15 protein-coding genes and 1 riboswitch are annotated in these 14,361 nt (G+C 71.2%); of the genes, 14 read left to right on the plus strand and 1 reads right to left on the minus strand.

Going from position 1 to position 14,361, the window contains the following annotated elements; translation table 11 throughout:
• Window positions 1-46: 46 nt before the first annotated feature.
• The 8 genes from lepB to ACGF2Y_RS02080 all read left to right on the plus strand — a co-directional run bounded on the left by lepB (window position 47) and on the right by ACGF2Y_RS02080 (window position 7,200).
• Entirely contained in the window at window positions 47-802 is a 756-nt protein-coding gene (lepB, locus tag ACGF2Y_RS02045; protein WP_392942395.1) for a signal peptidase I, read from the plus strand.
• Complete coding sequence (locus ACGF2Y_RS02050; protein ID WP_392942396.1) at window positions 799-1,311, plus strand: NUDIX hydrolase; 513 nt, start codon at window positions 799-801, stop codon at window positions 1,309-1,311. Before lepB ends, ACGF2Y_RS02050 begins: the two co-directional genes overlap by 4 nt.
• 40 nt (window positions 1,312-1,351) lie before the next feature.
• Window positions 1,352-1,660 carry a DUF2469 domain-containing protein gene (locus tag ACGF2Y_RS02055; protein WP_003965949.1) on the plus strand — a complete coding sequence of 103 codons (309 nt, stop codon included), beginning with the start codon at window positions 1,352-1,354 and terminating at the stop codon, window positions 1,658-1,660.
• 161 nt (window positions 1,661-1,821) lie between these two features.
• Window positions 1,822-2,181, plus strand: coding sequence for a YraN family protein (locus ACGF2Y_RS02060; protein ID WP_392942398.1), 360 nt, complete (start codon window positions 1,822-1,824; stop codon window positions 2,179-2,181).
• A complete protein-coding gene (locus tag ACGF2Y_RS02065; protein WP_392942399.1) occupies window positions 2,181-3,803 on the plus strand; it encodes a YifB family Mg chelatase-like AAA ATPase in 1,623 nt (540 codons plus the stop codon). Before ACGF2Y_RS02060 ends, ACGF2Y_RS02065 begins: the two co-directional genes overlap by 1 nt.
• Before the next feature lie 530 nt (window positions 3,804-4,333).
• Complete coding sequence (dprA, locus tag ACGF2Y_RS02070) at window positions 4,334-5,446, plus strand: DNA-processing protein DprA (RefSeq protein ID WP_392942568.1); 1,113 nt, start codon at window positions 4,334-4,336, stop codon at window positions 5,444-5,446.
• A gap of 254 nt (window positions 5,447-5,700) precedes the next feature.
• A complete protein-coding gene (whiG, locus tag ACGF2Y_RS02075) occupies window positions 5,701-6,537 on the plus strand; it encodes an RNA polymerase sigma factor WhiG (RefSeq protein ID WP_392942401.1) in 837 nt (278 codons plus the stop codon).
• Window positions 6,538-6,642: 105 nt separating this feature from the next.
• Entirely contained in the window at window positions 6,643-7,200 is a 558-nt protein-coding gene (locus ACGF2Y_RS02080; protein WP_392942570.1) for a TetR/AcrR family transcriptional regulator, read from the plus strand.
• On the opposite strand, the gene ACGF2Y_RS02085 is transcribed toward ACGF2Y_RS02080, so the two are convergent.
• A complete protein-coding gene (locus ACGF2Y_RS02085) occupies window positions 7,151-7,855 on the minus strand; it encodes a peptidoglycan DD-metalloendopeptidase family protein (protein WP_392942403.1) in 705 nt (234 codons plus the stop codon). The two genes, ACGF2Y_RS02080 and ACGF2Y_RS02085, sit on opposite strands and share 50 nt — an antisense overlap.
• Window positions 7,856-8,178: 323 nt before the next feature.
• Between ACGF2Y_RS02085 and rpsB the strand changes: the two genes are divergently transcribed.
• From rpsB to rlmN, 6 genes are all read left to right on the plus strand, one after another.
• Window positions 8,179-9,129 carry a 30S ribosomal protein S2 gene (gene rpsB, locus ACGF2Y_RS02090; protein WP_392942405.1) on the plus strand — a complete coding sequence of 317 codons (951 nt, stop codon included), beginning with the start codon at window positions 8,179-8,181 and terminating at the stop codon, window positions 9,127-9,129.
• Window positions 9,130-9,228: 99 nt separating this feature from the next.
• Window positions 9,229-10,065: a translation elongation factor Ts gene (tsf, locus tag ACGF2Y_RS02095; RefSeq protein WP_392942407.1), complete on the plus strand. Its 837-nt coding sequence runs from the start codon at window positions 9,229-9,231 to the stop codon at window positions 10,063-10,065.
• 326 nt (window positions 10,066-10,391) lie between these two features.
• On the plus strand, window positions 10,392-11,165 hold the full coding sequence (pyrH, locus tag ACGF2Y_RS02100; RefSeq protein WP_392942408.1) for a UMP kinase: 774 nt from the start codon (window positions 10,392-10,394) through the stop codon (window positions 11,163-11,165).
• Between the two features lie 122 nt (window positions 11,166-11,287).
• Window positions 11,288-11,845: a ribosome recycling factor gene (gene frr / locus ACGF2Y_RS02105; protein WP_018960718.1), complete on the plus strand. Its 558-nt coding sequence runs from the start codon at window positions 11,288-11,290 to the stop codon at window positions 11,843-11,845.
• A complete protein-coding gene (locus tag ACGF2Y_RS02110) occupies window positions 11,845-12,930 on the plus strand; it encodes a phosphatidate cytidylyltransferase (RefSeq protein ID WP_392942410.1) in 1,086 nt (361 codons plus the stop codon). The genes frr and ACGF2Y_RS02110 overlap by 1 nt, the downstream gene beginning before the upstream one ends.
• Window positions 12,931-13,030: 100 nt before the next feature.
• Window positions 13,031-14,137: a 23S rRNA (adenine(2503)-C(2))-methyltransferase RlmN gene (gene rlmN / locus ACGF2Y_RS02115; protein WP_392942412.1), complete on the plus strand. Its 1,107-nt coding sequence runs from the start codon at window positions 13,031-13,033 to the stop codon at window positions 14,135-14,137.
• 89 nt (window positions 14,138-14,226) lie between these two features.
• Window positions 14,227-14,343: riboswitch (TPP riboswitch) on the plus strand.
• Window positions 14,344-14,361: the final 18 nt, after the last annotated feature.

Consider the following 14,361-nt stretch of genomic DNA (forward strand, 5'->3'; position numbering starts at 1 on the left):
CCGACTCGGATCAGCGATTGCCGATCTCCGACGGGGGAGCGCTGGGATGAGCGGTACAGGACGCAAGGAAGACGGCCGCGGCCGGTTCGGCGCCATGGTGTCGGGCTTGGCCGTGGCCGTCGGCTGTGTGCTTTTTCTCGGCGGTTTCGTCTGGGCGGCGGTGGTCTACCAGCCGTACACGGTCCCGACCGCCTCGATGTCCCCCACGGTGAACCCCGGTGACCGGGTGCTCGCCGAGCGGATAGACGGCGCCGAAGTCCGGCGCGGTGATGTGGTGGTCTTCACCGACCAGGTCTGGGGCTCCGCACCGATGGTGAAGCGTGTCGTCGGGATCGGCGGCGACGAGGTGGCCTGCTGCGACGAGGAAGGGCGGCTCACCGTCAACGGGACCCCCGTCGACGAGCCCTACCTCGCCAGCGGCCCGGCCGCCCCGGGCAGCACGGCGCCCGCCTCGCCCCAGGACTTCTCCGCCACCGTGCCCCAGGGGCAGATCTTCCTGCTCGGCGACGAACGGGCCACCTCCCTGGACTCCCGGGTCCACCTCCAGGACGCCGGCGAGGGCTCCGTACCGCTGAGCGCCGTGCAGGCCCGGGTGGACGCGGTGGCCTGGCCGGTGAACGGCATGATCGACCGGCCCTCCTCGTTCGCCGCGCTGCCCGGCGGGGTGTCCGCCGCGGGGCCGCTGCCGCTCCAGGTGGGCGCGATCCTGGTGGGCGTCGCACTGATCCTCGGCGGCGCGGTGTACGGACCCGTGGCGGCGCGCCTCGCCCGCCGGAAGACGGTCCCCGGAGGGGCCCGGTGACCCCCGGGGCCCGCAAGGTCGCCCGGGTGGTCCTCCTGGACCCCGACGACCGCGTTCTGCTGCTGCACGGCCACGAGCCGGACGACCCGGCCGACACCTGGTGGTTCACCCCGGGCGGCGGCCTTGAGGGCGACGAGACCCGGGAGCAGGCGGCCCGCCGTGAGCTCGCCGAGGAGACCGGTGTCACGGACATCGAGCTGGGCCCGCTGCTCTGGACCCGGATCTGTTCCTTCCCGTTCGACGGACGGCGCTGGGACCAGGACGAGTGGTACTACCTGGCCCGTACGACACAGTCCGCCACCGTCCCGCAGGGCCTCACCGACCTGGAGCTGCGCAGTGTCGCCGGTCTGAGGTGGTGGACTTCCGCCGAACTGCTCGCGACGCGTGAGACGGTGTACCCGACCAGACTCGCCGAGCTGCTGCGCACGCTTCTCGACGAGGGCCCCCCGCGTGATCCGCTGGTTCTGGCCCCCGAAATCGTCTCATCGTCCAGGGACGCCGGAGGCTGACGCACAATGGGGGCACGCACGGCTGAAGGGGAAACATGCCATGAGCGCCGAGGACCTCGAGAAGTACGAGACCGAGATGGAGCTGAAGCTCTACCGGGAGTACCGCGATGTCGTCGGTCTGTTCAAATATGTGATCGAGACCGAACGGCGCTTCTACCTCACCAACGACTACGAGATGCAGGTGCACTCCGTCCAGGGTGAGGTTTTCTTCGAGGTGTCCATGGCGGACGCCTGGGTCTGGGACATGTACCGGCCTGCGAGGTTCGTCAAGCAGGTCCGCGTGCTGACCTTCAAGGACGTCAACATCGAAGAGCTCAACAAGAGCGATCTGGAACTTCCGGGAGGCTGATCCCGCGTGGCCCGCGGTGCCGGGCCGTCGATACGCGCGTTGCAGTGAGCGACCCGGTCACCCGTGTGGGTGGCCGGGTTTTCCACATCCGCGGAGTTGTCCACCAAGATCCACATCTTCGGGCGGGCCGGGGCACAGTCGGTGCCGGAGGTGGTGCCGATATGAACGCACGGGGGGCACTCGGGCGGTACGGCGAGGATCTGGCGGCGCGGCTGCTGGCCGAAGCCGGGATGGCGGTGGTCGAGCGCAACTGGCGCTGTCGCGCCGGAGAGATCGACATCGTGGCCAGGGACGGCGAAGCCCTGGTCTTCTGCGAGGTGAAGACCCGCAGGTCACACGCTTTCGAACACCCCATGGCGGCGGTCGGCCCGGTCAAGGCGGACCGGTTGCGACGGCTCGCCGAGATCTGGCTCGACCGGCACGGCGGGCCACCGCCCGGCGGGGTCCGCATCGACCTGATCGGGGTGACCGTGCCCCGGCGCGGAGCCCCGGTCACGGAGCACGCCCGGGGGGTGTCCTGATGGGCTTCGCACGTGCGTGTTCCGTGGCGCTGGTCGGCGTCGAGGGTGTGGTGGTGGAGGTCCAGGCGGACCTGGAGCCGGGAGTGGCGGCCTTCACCCTGGTCGGACTGCCGGACAAGAGCCTGGTCGAGAGCCGGGACCGGGTGCGGGCCGCCGTGGTCAATTCCGGGGCGGAGTGGCCGCAGAAGAAGCTCACGGTCGGGCTCTCCCCGGCCTCCGTGCCGAAGAGCGGCTCGGGCTTCGATCTCGCCGTCGCCTGTGCGGTGCTCGGGGCGGCGGAGCGGATCGACCCCGCCGCGATCGCCGATGTGGTGATGATCGGCGAACTGGGTCTGGACGGCCGGGTCCGTCCGGTACGGGGCGTGCTGCCCGCCGTCCTCGCGGCGGCCGAAGCGGGGTACGAGCAGGTCGTCGTGCCCGAGCAGACCGCCGGGGAGGCGGCCCTGGTGCCGGGGGTCTCGGTCCTCGGCGTCCGGAGCCTGCGCCAGCTCATCGCCGTCCTGTGCGACGAACCTGTGCCCGAGGAGCCCGTCGACGGCCAGGGACGCCCCGACGCCATGCTGGCCGGGCTCATGATCCCCGGCACGGGCCTCGGTACGGGGCTCGCCCCGGCCACCGCGCGGGGCTACGCCCACCGGCCGGACCTGGCGGACGTCGCGGGGCAGCCGCGCCCGCGCAAGGCCCTGGAGGTGGCCGCGGCCGGAGGACACCATCTGCTGTTCTCGGGCCCGCCGGGCGCCGGCAAGACCATGCTGGCCGAGCGGCTGTCGGCGGTCCTGCCGCCGCTGACCCGGCAGGAATCCCTCGAAGTGACGGCGGTCCACTCCGTGGCGGGCATCCTCCCCCCGGGTGAACCGCTCGTCTCCCGGGCGCCCTACTGCGCCCCGCACCACTCGGCGACCATGCAGTCCCTGGTCGGCGGGGGCAACGGGATGCCGAGGCCCGGGGCGGTGTCCCTCGCCCACCGCGGGGTGCTCTTCCTCGATGAGGCCCCCGAATTCTCGGGCAAGGCCCTCGACGCGTTGCGTCAGCCGCTGGAGTCGGGCCATGTGGTGGTCGCGCGGGCGGCGGGAGTGGTGCGGCTGCCTGCCCGGTTCCTGATGGTGCTGGCCGCCAATCCGTGCCCCTGCGGCCGGCACACGCTCACCGGCGCGGGCTGCGAGTGCCCGCCCTCGATGGTCCGCCGCTATCAGGCGCGCCTGTCCGGGCCCCTGCTCGACCGGGTGGACCTGCGGGTCGAGGTGGAGCCGGTCGACCGCGCGGACCTCCTGGCGCAGGACAGCCGGGGCGAGTCGACGGCCGTCGTCGCCGCCCGGGTACGGGACGCCAGGGCGCGGGCGGCCGAGCGGCTGGCCGGTACCCCGTGGACCACGAACAGCGAGGTGCCCGGCCATGAGCTGCGGACCCGGTTGCTCGTGGCCCCGGGAGCGTTGGGGGCGGCGGAGCGGGACCTGGAACGCGGGATGCTCACGGCCCGGGGCCTGGACCGGGTGCTGAGGGTCGCGTGGACCGTGGCGGACCTGCGGGGCGCCGGCCGCCCGGACGCCTCCGACGTGGCGGTCGCCCTGGAGCTGCGGACGGGCATCCAGCGCGGGGTGCCGATGGGGGCGGGGTCGCGGTGACCGGGCCGACGGGGGAGCGCGGGCACGGGCCGGAGCGGGATGGGGAACACGGCGCGGGCCGGGAGCGCGGGCAGGAGTACGGGCCGGGACAGGAGGACGAGCCGGGGACGGGCGGCGGGGAAGCCCTGCCAGATCCTGACCGGCAGCGGGGCGAGGGCGGGGACGGGGGCTGGGAGCGCGGGCCGGGGCGGGATCGGGGCCGCCACCGGGACGAGGGTGGGGGCCGGGAGCGCGGGCCGGGATGGGAGCGGGACGGCGACCGGGGCGAGGACGGGGAGCGGGCCGAGGACGGAGGTCGGGAGCAGGGGCTGGGGCGGGACAGGGGCGGCCACCGGGGCGAGGACGGGGGCGAGGAGCGGGAGCGGGGCGAGGACGGGGGCCGGGAGCGCGGGAGGGAGCTGGAGCGAGGGCATCCGCCGGAGCCCGGCCGGGGCCGTGGTCGCTACGGGCATCCGGACCGGGACCACGACTCCGGCCGCGACGACGGGGACCGGGAGCGGGAGCGGGTGGCCAGGGCCGCGTTGACGCGGGTGCTGGAGCCGGGGGACGAGCGGGCCGGACGTTGGCTCCGGCGGACCGGTCCGGTCGAGCTGATGCGGAGGCTCACCGTCGAGGACGGGTCCGCCGAGAAGCTGCCGGGGATGACCGCCGTACGGCTCGGGGGCTACCGGCTGCGTGCGGCCGCCGCGGAGCCGGCGCGGGATCTGGCCGCGGTCGCCGCGGTGGGCGGACGCTTCGTCTGCCCGGGGGACCGGGAGTGGCCGAGCCAGCTGGACGACCTGGGCGACGCGCGGCCCGTCGGACTCTGGGTTCGGGGGCGGCCCGATCTGCGGCTGTGGTCCCTGCGCTCGGTCGCGGTGGTCGGAGCGAGGGCCTGCACCCCGTACGGGGCGCATATGGCGGCGGCCCTCGGCTCCGGCCTCGCGGAGCGCGGCTGGGTGGTGGTGTCGGGGGCGGCGTTCGGGGTGGACGGAGCCGCTCACCGCGGCGCGCTGGCCGCGGGCGGAGCGACGACGGCGGTGCTGGCCTGCGGTGTCGACGTCGCCTACCCGCGCGGGCACGCCGAGTTGCTCGGGCGGCTGGCGCAACAGGGGCTCGTCGTCGCCGAGTTGCCGCCGTCCTCCCACCCCACCCGCAGCAGATTCATCCTGCGCAACCGCGTCATCGCCGCGCTGACCAGGGGAACGGTCGTGGTCGAGGCCGAATACCGCAGCGGTTCACTGGTCACCGCCCGCCAGGCGCAACGGCTCGGTCGCTTCTCCATGGGGGTGCCCGGCCCCGCCACCAGCGGGCTGTCGGCAGGGGTCCACGAGCTGTTGCGCGGTGAGGGCGTGCTCGTCACCGATGCCGACGAAGTCGTCGAGCTGGTCGGGGACATCGGCGACCTTCCGCCCGCCCGACGCGGCCCGGTGCTGCCCAGGGACCACTTGGACGCGGTCACCGCGAGGGTCCTCGAAGCGCTCCCCTACCACGGTGTCACCCACCCCCGTGACCTTGCCCGCACTGCGGGGACGTCCGCCGACGAGACGCTCGGTCGACTGTACGAACTGCACTCACTGGGGTTCGTCGAACGCGAAGGCGACGGCTGGCGGTTGACGCTTCCTTCGGCACGCAACGACGACGCGCGGCGAGGCGGTACTTGACCTGGAGCATTCGGGTGAAAAGGTAAGGCCGATGACCTCGCACGATCGATCGGTGACCTGTCCGGGACCCGCGCCCACGGCGGTGGCCCCGGCTCCCGGCGGGCGCGGACGGCGTGAACGGCGGCACGCGATCACGCGGCATGGATCTCCCGTCCTGCGCGGACTGCGACGCCGCAGTCACGCTACGCTCACAAGGATTCCGCCCCAGACAAAAGTCCCCCAGCACTTCACGGCAGAACGGCTCAAGGCACCACATGCCCCAGCACACCTCCGGGTCTGACCGCGCGGCAGTACCACCGGTTGCGCGTGGCACTGTGCGCCCTCCCGCTCCCTCCTCCCTCGACGAGTTGTGGCGCTCCTACAAGACCACGGGCGACGAGCGGCTGAGGGAGCAGCTGATCCTGCACTACTCACCGCTCGTGAAGTACGTCGCGGGCCGGGTGAGCGTGGGGCTGCCGCCCAACGTCGAGCAGGCCGACTTCGTCTCCTCCGGTGTCTTCGGACTGATCGACGCCATCGAGAAGTTCGACATCGAACGGGCCATCAAGTTCGAGACGTACGCGATCACCCGGATCCGCGGCGCGATGATCGACGAACTCCGGGCGCTGGACTGGATCCCGCGGTCCGTGCGGCAGAAGGCGCGGAACGTGGAGCGCGCGTACGCCACGTTGGAGGCACAGTTCCGGCGTACGCCCTCGGAGGCCGAGGTCGCCTCGGAGATGGGTATTGCGCTGGAGGAACTGCACGCTGTTTTCAGCCAGTTGTCGCTGGCGAACGTGGTCGCCCTGGAGGAGTTGCTGCACGTCGGCGGCGAGGGCGGCGACCGGCTGAGCCTGATGGACACCCTGGAGGACACCGCCGCCGACAACCCGGTGGAGGTCGCCGAGGACCGCGAGCTGAGAAGACTGCTCGCGCGGGCCATCAACACCCTCCCCGACCGCGAGAAGACCGTGGTGACCCTCTACTACTACGAGGGCCTCACCCTCGCGGAGATCGGCAACGTCCTCGGGGTGACCGAGAGCCGCGTCAGCCAGATCCACACCAAGTCCGTGCTGCAACTGCGGGCGAAGCTGGCCGACGCGGGCCGCTGACGTCCTCTTCCCGGCTCACTCCGGCCATCCGACCGGCGGCCGTGCCCTTCCCTCGCACGCCTGCCGCCGTAGAGTGGATGCGTGCCCAGGATTCGAGCGGCCTCCGTGGCCGAGCACCGGACCATGCAGCGCGGCGCCCTCCTGGACGCCGCGCGCTCCCTGCTGTCCGAGGGCGGTACGGAGGCGTTGACCTTCCCCGCCCTCGCCGAACGCACGGGTCTTGCCCGGTCCTCCGTGTACGAGTACTTCCGCTCCCGTGCCGCCGTCGTCGAGGAGCTGTGCGCCGTCGACTTCCCCGTCTGGGCGGCCGAGGTCGAGAACGCCATGCGGCGCGCCGAGACGCCCGAGGCGAAGATCGAGGCGTACGTGCGCCGACAGCTCGACCTCGTCGGGGACCGCCGCCACCGCGCGGTCGTCGCGATCTCCGCGAGCGAGCTGGACGCGGGCGCCCGGGAGAAGATCCGGGCCGCGCACGGCGGGCTGATCGCCATGATCGTCGAAGCGCTGGGCGACCTCGGCAACGCGCAGCCGAGGCTGGCCGCCATGCTCCTGCAGGGTTCGGTCGACGCCGCCGTGCGCCGGATCGAACTGGGTGTCGCGGAGGAGCCCGGCGTCATCGCGGACACCGTCGTCGCGATGGTCCTGCGCGGTGTGAGCGGCTGACCCGGGCGGCGTCCGGCTCCGGCACCCCGAACACCGGCAGCAGCCGCGAGGGACCTCCCCGCAGCAGAGCGGGCGGCAGCAGCGAGAGCGGGTCCAGATAGGCATCCCCGCGCCGCAGCCCCCAGTGCAGGCAGCCCTCCGCGCAGTGGAACGGCCCCTCCTCCAGCACTCCGACCGGCTGCCCGGCCCGGGTGCTCGCGCCCTCCTCGACCAGCGCCCGCACCGGTTCGTACGTGGTGCGCAGCGGTGGCGAACCGCTGTCGGCCATCTCGATGGCGAGCACCCCACGCCCCGCCACCCGCCCCGCGAACGACACCCGGCCCCCGGCGGCCGCCAGGACCCGCGCGCCCGGCTCCGCCGCGAGGTCCACGCCGCGATGGCCGGGCCCGTAGCGACCGGCGGGCGGCTCCCATCCCCGTAACACCGCGGGTCTCCCCGCCAGCGGCCAGCTCCGGCCGTCATCGTCGGCATCGGCGTCCGCCCCCGGCAAGGACGCCACGGCCCCGGCGGGCACGACGGCCGCGGCGGGCCCGCCCGGCGCGGGCAGCCCGGCAGGGAGCGGCACGTACAGCAGGGGCAGCAGGAGCAGCAGAGGCAGCAGCAGGAGCAGCGGACGCAGGGCGGCGGAGCGGCGTGGGCCGGGTTGATGACGCATGTCCGTCACCATGGCCCGGAGGTCGGGATTCCGGGGATCATGAACCGTTTCTGTGGACTACTCGCCGGTTGTGGATATCGCCGTCACCCGGCCGTGGACATCGGCGTCATCCGGCCGTGGACATCGCCGTCACCCGGGACCCAACCGGTCCCGTACACTTCTTACGGCGATCCGGGTCACCGGGTCGACTTCGCACGCCCCGCCATCTCCCTCTTCTCGGAGATGGCCGCGCTCCTCGGTCCCTCGTGGCACGGCGCGTCGGGGCGTCAGGCGCGAGCGCAAACCTGCGGTCGCGATAACCGAGCACCTCAAGGAGTACGGCCATGGCCGTCGTCACGATGCGGGAGCTGCTGGAAAGCGGCGTCCACTTCGGTCACCAGACCCGTCGCTGGAACCCGAAGATGAAGCGCTTCATCTTCACCGAGCGCAACGGCATCTACATCATCGACCTGCTCCAGTCGCTGTCGTACATCGACCGCGCCTACGAGTTCGTCAAGGAGACCGTCGCCCACGGCGGCTCCATCATGTTCGTGGGTACGAAGAAGCAGGCCCAGGAGGCCATCGCCGAGCAGGCGACGCGCGTCGGCATGCCGTACGTCAACCAGCGTTGGCTCGGTGGCATGCTCACCAACTTCTCCACCGTCTACAAGCGCCTTCAGCGTCTGAAGGAGCTTGAGCTCATCGACTTCGAGGACGTGGCCGCCTCCGGCCTCACCAAGAAGGAGCTCCTGGTCCTCTCGCGCGAGAAGGCCAAGCTGGAGAAGACCCTCGGTGGTATCCGCGAGATGCAGAAGGTGCCCAGCGCCGTCTGGATCGTCGACACCAAGAAGGAGCACATCGCCGTCGGTGAGGCGCGCAAGCTCCACATCCCGGTCGTCGCGATCCTCGACACCAACTGTGACCCCGACGAGGTCGACTACAAGATTCCGGGCAACGACGACGCGATCCGCTCCGTCACCCTGCTCACCCGCGTGATCGCCGACGCCGTCGCCGAGGGCCTCATCGCCCGTTCCGGTGCCGCCACCGGTGACTCGAAGCCGGGCGAGAAGGCCGCCGGCGAGCCCCTCGCCGAGTGGGAGCGCGACCTGCTCGAGGGCGACAAGAAGGACGAGACCGCGGCCGTCGCCGAGGTCCAGTCCTCCGCCGAGACCGAGAAGGTCGCCGACGCCGAGAAGCCGGCCGAGGCCGTCGCCGAGGCCGTCGCCGAGGCCGTCGTCGAGGCCCCGGCCGCTGCTGACGCCCCGGCCGCCGACGCGGACGCCGAGCAGGCCTGACACCCGTCACGGCTACTGACGGCGGGGGCCGACGCCACAAGCGTCGCCCCCGCCGTTCACCCGTAGATCTTTCAGACTTCGAGAGAGACATACAGACTCATGGCGAACTACACCGCCGCTGACGTCAAGAAGCTCCGCGAGCTCACCGGCGCCGGCATGATGGACTGCAAGAAGGCGCTCGACGAGGCCGACGGCAACGTCGACAAGGCCGTCGAGGCGCTCCGTATCAAGGGCCAGAAGGGCGTCGCCAAGCGCGAGGGCCGCTCTGCCGAGAACGGTGCCGTCGTTTCCCTCATCTCCGAGGACCAGACGTCCGGCGTCATCCTTGAGCTGAAGTGCGAGACGGACTTCGTCGCCAAGGGCGAGAAGTTCCAGGCCGTCGCCAACACGCTCGCCGCTCACGTCGCCGCGACCTCCCCGGCAGACATCGGCGCGCTGCTCGCCTCCGAGATCGAGGCCGGCCAGACCGTCCAGGCGTACGTCGACGAGGCCAACGCCAACCTCGGCGAGAAGATCGTCCTGGACCGCTTCGCGCAGTTCACCGGCGCCTTCGTCTCCGTGTACATGCACCGCACCATGCCCGACCTGCCCCCGCAGATCGGTGTTCTGGTCGAGCTGGACAAGGCCGACGCCGAGCTGGCCAAGGGCATCGCGCAGCACATCGCCGCCTTCGCTCCGAAGTACCTGTCCCGCGAGGACGTCCCGGCCGAGGTCGTCGAGGCCGAGCGCCGCGTCGCCGAGGAGACCACGCGCGCCGAGGGCAAGCCCGAGGCCGCGCTCCCGAAGATCGTCGAGGGTCGCGTCAACGGCTTCTTCAAGGAGGCCACCCTCCTCGGCCAGCCGTACGCGCTGGACGCCAAGAAGTCGGTTCAGAAGGTCCTGGACGAGGCCGGTGTCACCCTGAAGCGCTTCTCGCGCATCAAGGTCGGCATCTGAGTCCGTCCGGGCGAACAGCACCGGACCCGATAGGGTCGAGGGGGTATCCGGCGCATCATGACCGGGTCCGCGACGCCTGGCACGGCACCTCGCAGCGTTGCCGAAACGCCTGAATCGCTCCGCGATGAGGACGTTCCAGCGCCTTGCGATGCACCGCACCGGACGCCGCGGCCTCTCCGGCCCTGATGCACCGGACACCCCCAGGTGCAGTCGACGGCCGCACCCACGCCGGACGACCGCAGATCTGACGAGGAGGCCATTGCCGCTGTAGGGACACCAGACCCACCGGCAATGGCCTTCTTCGTATGTGCACGAGGAGAATTTCCATGGACAAGGGCTCGGACGCCATTCAGGCCGACGGCAAGCACGACGACAAGGGCTCCGGGCGCTTCATGCTGAAGCTCTCCGGCGAGGCGTTCGCCGGTGGGGGCGGCCTCGGCGTCGACCCCGACGTCGTGCACACCATTGCCCGCGAGATCGCCGCCGTCGTACGCGACGGCGCCCAGATCGCGGTGGTCATCGGGGGAGGCAACTTCTTCCGTGGTGCCGAGCTCCAGCAGCGTGGCATGGACCGGGCCCGGTCCGACTACATGGGCATGCTCGGCACCGTCATGAACTGCCTGGCACTCCAGGACTTCCTGGAGAAGGAGGGCATCGACTCGCGCGTCCAGACCGCCATCACCATGGGCCAGGTCGCCGAGCCGTACATCCCGCTCCGTGCCGTACGGCACCTGGAGAAGGGGCGCGTGGTGATCTTCGGCGCCGGTATGGGCATGCCGTACTTCTCCACCGACACCACCGCCGCCCAGCGCGCCCTGGAGATCGACGCCGAGGCGCTGCTCATGGGGAAGAACGGCGTGGACGGGGTCTACGACTCCGACCCGAAGACCAACCACGACGCGGTGAAGTTCGACGCACTGGAGTACGGCGAGGTGATCACCCGCGACCTGAGGGTCGCCGACGCCACCGCCATCACGCTCTGCCGTGACAACCAGCTCCCGATCCTCGTCTTCGAGCTGACCGCCGAGGGCAATATCGCTCGCGCGGTCAAGGGTGAGAAGATCGGCACGCTCGTGAGCGACGAGAGCACCCGGGCCTGACGGCCCCCCAGGATGGACAACGGCCTGCCGGTCGGACACCGTGCAGGTGAGGACGCGACGCAGGACCCGCAGGGCCCGGCGATGACGACGCCGGGCCCACTCAAGACACGCAGGAGCACGTGGTGATCGAAGAAATCCTCCTCGAGGCCGAGGAGAAGATGGAGAAGGCCGTTGTCGTCGCGAAAGAGGACTTCGCGGCGATCCGTACCGGCCGCGCGCACCCGGCGATGTTCAACAAGATCGTCGCCGACTACTACGGCGCGCTGACCCCGATCAACCAGCTGGCCTCGTTCTCGGTTCCCGAGGCGCGGATGGCCGTCGTGACGCCGTTCGACAAGACCGCGCTGCGCAACATCGAGCAGGCGATCCGCGACTCCGACCTCGGCGTCAACCCGAGCAACGACGGCAATATCATCCGGGTGACGTTCCCCGAGCTCACCCAGGACCGCCGCAAGGAGTACATCAAGGTCGCCAAGACCAAGGCCGAGGACTCCAAGATCTCGATCCGCTCCATCCGCCGCAAGGCCAAGGAGACCCTCGACAAGCTCGTCAAGGACAAGGAGTCCGGCGAGGACGAGGTGCGCCGCGCCGAGAAGGAGCTCGACGACACCACCGCGAAGTACGTCGCGCAGGTGGACGAGCTGCTCAAGCACAAGGAAGCCGAGCTGCTCGAAGTCTGATGAACGACTCTTCCCGGGGTGTCCCGCAAGGAGCCGGTTACCGGGGCACGCCCGAGATGAGAGCCGCCCCGGCGGGTCCTGCCCACGATGTGCGTGACGCCCAGCAGACTCGGCCCATGCCCAACGTGCCGGACGTTCCCGACGCAGGTAGAGACGCAGAGAGCCGCGACGACCGGGACAGGGACGCCGCTCACGTCAGCGGCCCCCTGTTCCGTGACGAGATGCCGCAGGAGCCCATGTCCACCCCGTTGCCGCCCCCGCCGCAGAAGAAGCGCGCGGGGCGTGATCTGCGCGCCGCCATAGGGGTCGGCGTGGGTCTCGGCGCCGTCATCGGCCTCTCGCTGTTCATCGTGAAGGCCGTCTTCGTCGGCGTCATAGTGATCGCCGTCGTCGTCGGTCTGTGGGAGCTCACCTCCCGCCTCCAGGAGAGCAAGGGCATCAAGGCGCCCCTGGTGCCGCTGGCCGTCGGCGGAGCCGCGATGGTCGTCGCCGGTTACGCACGGGGGCCCGAGGGGGCCTGGGTCGCGATGGCCCTGACCGCCCTCGCGGTGCTGGTCTGGCGGATGACCGAGCCGCCGGACGGATATCTCAAGGACGTCACGGCCGGGGTCTTCGCGGCGTTCTACGTACCCTTCCTCGCCACCTTCGTCGCCCTGCTGCTGAAGGCGGACGACGGATCGTGGCGGGTCCTGACCTTCCTCGTCCTCACCGTGGTCAGCGACACCGGGGCGTACGCGGTCGGCTGGCGCTTCGGCAAGCACAAGCTCGCCCCGCGCATCAGCCCCGGCAAGACCCGTGAGGGCCTGTTCGGAGCCGTGGGCTTCGCGATGGTCGCCGGCGCGCTGTGCATGGAGTTCCTGATCGACGGCGGCGCCTGGTGGCAGGGCCTGCTGCTCGGCTTCGCGGTCGCCGCCAGCGCCACCCTCGGCGACCTCGGCGAGTCCATGATCAAGCGGGACCTCGGGATCAAGGACATGGGCACCCTGCTCCCCGGCCACGGCGGCATCATGGACCGGCTGGACTCGCTGCTGCCCACCGCACCGGTCGTCTGGCTGCTGCTGGTGCTGTTCGTGGGTTCGGGCTGAGCGCCAGACACCCCTTCCCACCTGCACGTTCTTCGAGTGAGGGTCCGTTGTCCACAGGGCGGCGGGCCCTCACCCGTCTGTCTGCCACACTGGATGAACCATGCCTAAGCCCGGAGAACTCACTTTCGTCGCGCCCCGCGGAGCCAAGAAGCCGCCGCGGCACCTCGCCGACCTCACGCCCGCCGAGCGCAAGGAAGCGGTCGCCGCGACCGGTGAGAAGCCGTTCCGCGCCCAGCAGCTCTCGCAGCACTACTTCGCGCGGTACGCGCACGACCCGGCCGAGTGGACCAACATCCCGGCCGCGTCGCGGGAGAAGCTCGCCGAGGCGCTGTTCCCCGACCTGATGTCCGTGATCCGGCACATCAGCTGCGACGACGACACGACACGCAAGACCCTGTGGAAGCTGCACGACGGGACGCTCGTCGAGTCCGTCCTGATGCGGTACCCGGAGCGCGTCACCATGTGCATCTCCTCGCAGGCCGGCTGCGGAATGAACTGCCCCTTCTGCGCCACCGGGCAGGCCGGCCTCGACCGCAACCTGTCGACCGCCGAGATCGTGCACCAGATCGTCGACGGCATGCGCGCCCTGCGCGACGGCGAGGTGCCCGGCGGCCCCGCGCGGCTCTCCAACATCGTCTTCATGGGCATGGGCGAGCCGCTCGCCAACTACAACCGCGTGGTCGGCGCGATCCGCCGGCTCACCGACCCGGAGCCGGACGGCCTCGGCCTCTCGCAGCGCGGGATCACCGTTTCCACCGTGGGCCTTGTCCCGGCCATGCTGCGCTTCTCCGACGAGGGCTTCAAGTGCCGCCTCGCCGTCTCGCTGCACGCCCCGGACGACGAGCTGCGCGACACCCTGGTCCCCGTCAACACCCGGTGGAACGTCCGCGAGGTGCTGGACGCCGCCTGGGAGTACGCCGAGAAGTCCGGCCGCCGGATCTCCATCGAGTACGCCCTGATCCGGGACATCAACGACCAGGCCTGGCGCGGCGACCTGCTCGGCCGGCTGCTCAAGGGCAAGCGGGTGCACGTCAACCTGATCCCGCTGAACCCCACGCCCGGCTCCAAGTGGACCGCCTCGCGGCCCGAGGACGAGAAGGCGTTCGTCGAGGCCATCGCGGCCCACGGCGTGCCAGTCACCGTCCGGGACACCCGTGGCCAGGAGATCGACGGAGCCTGCGGGCAGCTGGCGGCCTCCGAGCGCTGAGACCTCGGCGCAGCAGCGACCGCGCAAAGACCGGAGACCGCACGGCCCGGCCGAAAACCGCCGGTGTAGCCTGGGCCGAAATCAACTTCATATTCCGACAGGGGAGCGCCACAGCGCTGAGAGTGCGGCACCAAGGACAGGTTGGCCGCAGACCCTCTGAACCTCGCCCGGGTCATTCCGGGTAGGAAGTTCGGACCTTACTCAAGCTGTTGCGCCCTGCCCGC

Source organism: Streptomyces sp. NPDC048142, from assembly GCF_043202835.1.
Lineage (GTDB): Bacteria > Actinomycetota > Actinomycetes > Streptomycetales > Streptomycetaceae > Streptomyces.